Origin of the sequence: Nodosilinea sp. LEGE 07298 (assembly GCF_015207265.1) — a bacterium.
In the GTDB taxonomy this organism is placed as follows: domain Bacteria; phylum Cyanobacteriota; class Cyanobacteriia; order Phormidesmidales; family Phormidesmidaceae; genus Nodosilinea.
Genome location: NZ_JADEXE010000460.1, coordinates 1 through 3622, shown reverse-complemented (window position 1 = coordinate 3622; position 3622 = coordinate 1). Strand labels below are relative to the sequence as shown.

Here is a 3622-nt window from a genome sequence, read left to right as displayed (position 1 = left end):
GCCTATCGTCGGGCGACACCCTCTACAAAATGGGCTTCACCACCGACCTGAGCGAAAACGACATCATCTTTGGCGGCGAGAAAAAGCTGTATAAAGCCATTCAGGATGTGCAGGAGCGCTACAGCCCCGCCGCCGTGTTTGTCTATTCCACCTGTGTGACGGCGCTGATTGGCGATGACCTGGAGGCTGTGTGCAAGGCGGCCACAGAGAAGCTGGGCCTGCCAGTGGTGCCGGTGCAATCCCCCGGCTTTGTGGGCAGCAAGAACCTGGGCAACCGTCTGGCCGGGGAAGCCCTGCTGGAGCACGTGATCGGTACGGCAGAGCCCGAAACCACCACCCCCTACGACATCAATCTGATTGGCGAATACAACATCGCCGGGGAAATGTGGGGCGTGCTGCCCCTGTTTGAGAAAGTCGGCATTCGGGTGCTGTCTAAGATTACCGGCGATGCTCTCTATCAGGAGGTGGCCTACGCCCATCGGGCCAAGCTCAACGTGATGATCTGCTCGAAGGCGCTGATCAACCTGGCCCACAAGATGGAAGAGCGCTACGGCATTCCCTACATCGAAGAGTCATTCTACGGGGTGGCGGATATGAACCACTGCCTGCGGGCGATCGCAGCCAAACTCGGTGACGCCGCCATGCAGGCCCGCGTGGAAACCGTGATCGCTGAAGAAACCGCCAAGCTGGATCAGCAGCTCACGCCCTACCGCGATCGCCTCCAGGGCAAGCGAGTCGTCCTCTACACCGGCGGCGTCAAATCCTGGTCGATCATCTCCGCCGCCCAAGACCTGGGCATTAAAGTGGTCGCCACCAGCAGCAAAAAGAGCACCGAAGAAGACAAAGCCCGGATCAAAACCCTGCTCGGCCAGGACGGCATCATGCTCGAAAAAGGCGGAGCCGCCGAACTGCTGAAGGTGATCGAGAAAACCAATGCCGACATGCTGATCGCCGGAGGCCGCAACCAGTACACCGCCCTCAAAGCCCGCATCCCCTTTCTGCACATCAACCAGGAGCGCCACAACCCCTATTCCGGCTACGGCGGCCTGTTGGAAATGGCGAAAGAACTGGATGAAACCCTGCACAGCCCGGTGTGGGATGAGGTGCGACGGGAAGCGCCTTGGGAGGGGGAGGGTTCACGGTTTACGGTTCACGGTTTACGGTCAGCGGTTGAGGACGGTTCAGCGGAGGTGCCACCTGCTGCCTTCAGCACCCAAGACGCACCGTATACCGTACACCGTAAACCCTATACCCCTCCCACCAAAATCATCGCCCGCCGCAAGGCCCTTACCGTCAACCCGCTGAAGCAAAGCCAGCCCCTCGGGGCAGCGCTAGCCTTCCTCGGCATTCAGGGGGCCATGCCGCTGTTCCACGGTTCCCAAGGCTGCACGGCCTTTGCCAAGGTGATGCTGGTCAACCACTTTCAGGAGGCGATTCCCCTGGCGACCACGGCGATGAGCGAGGTGAGCACGGTACTGGGCGGCGACGACAACGTCCACGGCGGCCTGCTGACGGTGATTAAGAACTCGCAACCGGAGCTGGTGGGCCTGTTGACCACCGGCCTGACCGAAACCCGAGGTGACGACATGCAGGCCATTCTGCGCGACTTTCACAAAGCCAATCCCGAGGTCACCGTGCCGGTTGTGTTGGCCTCCACCCCCGACTACAAGGGCAGTTTGGAAGACGGCTTTGCGGCAGCTGTGGAGAGCCTGGTGCAGACCATGCCTGAACCAGGGACGGTGAACCCTCGCCAAGTAACACTGTTGGCCAGTGCCGCCTTTGGCCCCGGCGATGTGGCGGAACTGAAGGAGATGGTCGAGGCTTTTGGACTGACCGCGATCGCAGTCCCCGACATTTCCACCTCCCTAGATGGCCACCTGGAGGATGCCGACTTTGCCACCACTGCAACCGGCGGCACCACCGTGGCAGAACTCAAGGCCGTGGGGCGATCGGCCCTCACCCTGGCCCTGGGTGGCAGCATGACCAAAGCCGCAACCATCCTCACCGATCGCTTCAACACCCCCGCCGTTACCTTCACCCAGCTGACAGGATTGAGAGCCGTGGACGAATTCCTCCACACACTCTCCCAAATCAGTGGCCAGCCCGTGCCCGCCAAGTACCTGCGCCAGCGTCGCCAGGTGCAGGATGCCATGCTCGACACTCACTTTTTCTTTGGCCGGAAAAAGGTGGCGATCGCCCTCGAACCCGACCTACTCCACAACATCGCCTGGTGGCTGCACAGCACCGGAGCCGAAATTCAGGCCGCTGTTACCGCCGCCCCCTCGCCCCTGCTAAAGGATCTCCCCACCGAGCAGGTCTACATCGGCGACTTCGAAGACCTCACCGATATGGCCGCCACCGCCGACCTGTGGATCACCAACTCCAAGGCCCGCCCGATCGCCCGCCGCATGGGCATTCCTCTCTACCTGCACGGGTTCCCCATGCTAGAACACCTGGGCAACGGCCATCGCTGCACCGTCGGCTATCGCGGCACGCTGGATCTGCTGTTTGCGATCGGCAACCTGCTGCTAGAGGCGGACGAAGAGCGCACCCACGCGCTGGTGCATCGGTGGCGGGAGGGGAGTGGTTAGCCCTCTCCCCCAGAGCCAGAATCCCGTAGGGTGGGCACTGCCCACCATCACCCTTGGCTTACTAGCCCTCATCCCCAGCCCCTCTCCCAGACAGGAGAGGGGAGCCAGAAAAGACCATTCAAAATTCTCAACCTTAAAGCTAGGAGATTTGCCATGAAAATAGCCTTCGCAACCAAAGACAACGTCCACATCAATGCCCACTTTGGTTGGGCCAGCCAGATCGATGTCTACGACCTCACCCTCGACGGCTACACCTTTCTCGAAACCCTTACCTTTGGCGGTGAGCTAAAGGAAGACGGCAACGAAGACAAGCTCGAACCCAAGCTGAAGGCGCTGGCGGGCTGCACCATCGTCTATGTGGCCGACATTGGCGGCAGTGCGGCGGCCCGGTTAATCAACCACCGCATTACCCCGATGAAATCTCACTCTGAAGATGATGAAATCGAGGCAATGCTAATTCAGCTGATGCAGACCCTCCAGGGCAATCCGCCACCCTGGTTGCGCAAGGCCCTGCGCCAGGACCAGACCCCCAAATTTGAAGACGCCTACATCGAAACTGAAGAGGAAGTAACCGTATGACCACCGCTGAATCTCCTGTTGCCCTTAGCTCTGCCCTGATAGTTGATAGCTCCCCCTTTCTCAAGGCCATGGTGCAGCAGATGCGCGCCAACGACCCCTACGGCACCTACCGCCACTGGGCCGATGAGCTGCTACTCAAGCCCTACGTACTCAGCAAAGCCCAAAAACGCAAAATTTCTGTAGAAGGCGAGGTGGACCCTATCACCCAGAGCCGAATTATGGCTTTTTACCGGGCGATCGCCTACCGCATCGAAGCCGAAACCGGCCAGCTCTCCCAGGTGGTGATCGACCTCAGCCACGAAGGCTTTGGCTGGGCGCTGATCTTCTCAGGGCGGCTAATTTTGGTCAGCAAAACCCTGCGCGATGCCCAGCGCTTTGGCTTTGACTCCCTCGAAACGCTCAGCACCGAAGGTGAAAAACTCGTTGCCAAAGGCATCGACCTAGCCCACCAA

At 60.1% G+C, this 3622-nt stretch carries 3 protein-coding genes; all 3 read left to right on the top strand.

Annotated elements, in window-relative coordinates:
* Positions 1 to 2591: bifunctional nitrogenase iron-molybdenum cofactor biosynthesis protein NifEN (locus tag IQ273_RS31680; RefSeq protein WP_194027063.1), on the top strand; the 2591-nt coding region annotated here is incomplete at its 5' end.
* 153 nt (positions 2592 to 2744) lie between these two features.
* Positions 2745 to 3170: a nitrogen fixation protein NifX gene (nifX, locus tag IQ273_RS31675; protein ID WP_194027062.1), complete on the top strand. Its 426-nt coding sequence runs from the start codon at positions 2745 to 2747 to the stop codon at positions 3168 to 3170.
* Positions 3167 to 3622: NifX-associated nitrogen fixation protein (locus tag IQ273_RS31670; RefSeq protein WP_194027061.1), on the top strand; the 456-nt coding region annotated here is incomplete at its 3' end. The genes nifX and IQ273_RS31670, both read left to right, overlap by 4 nt.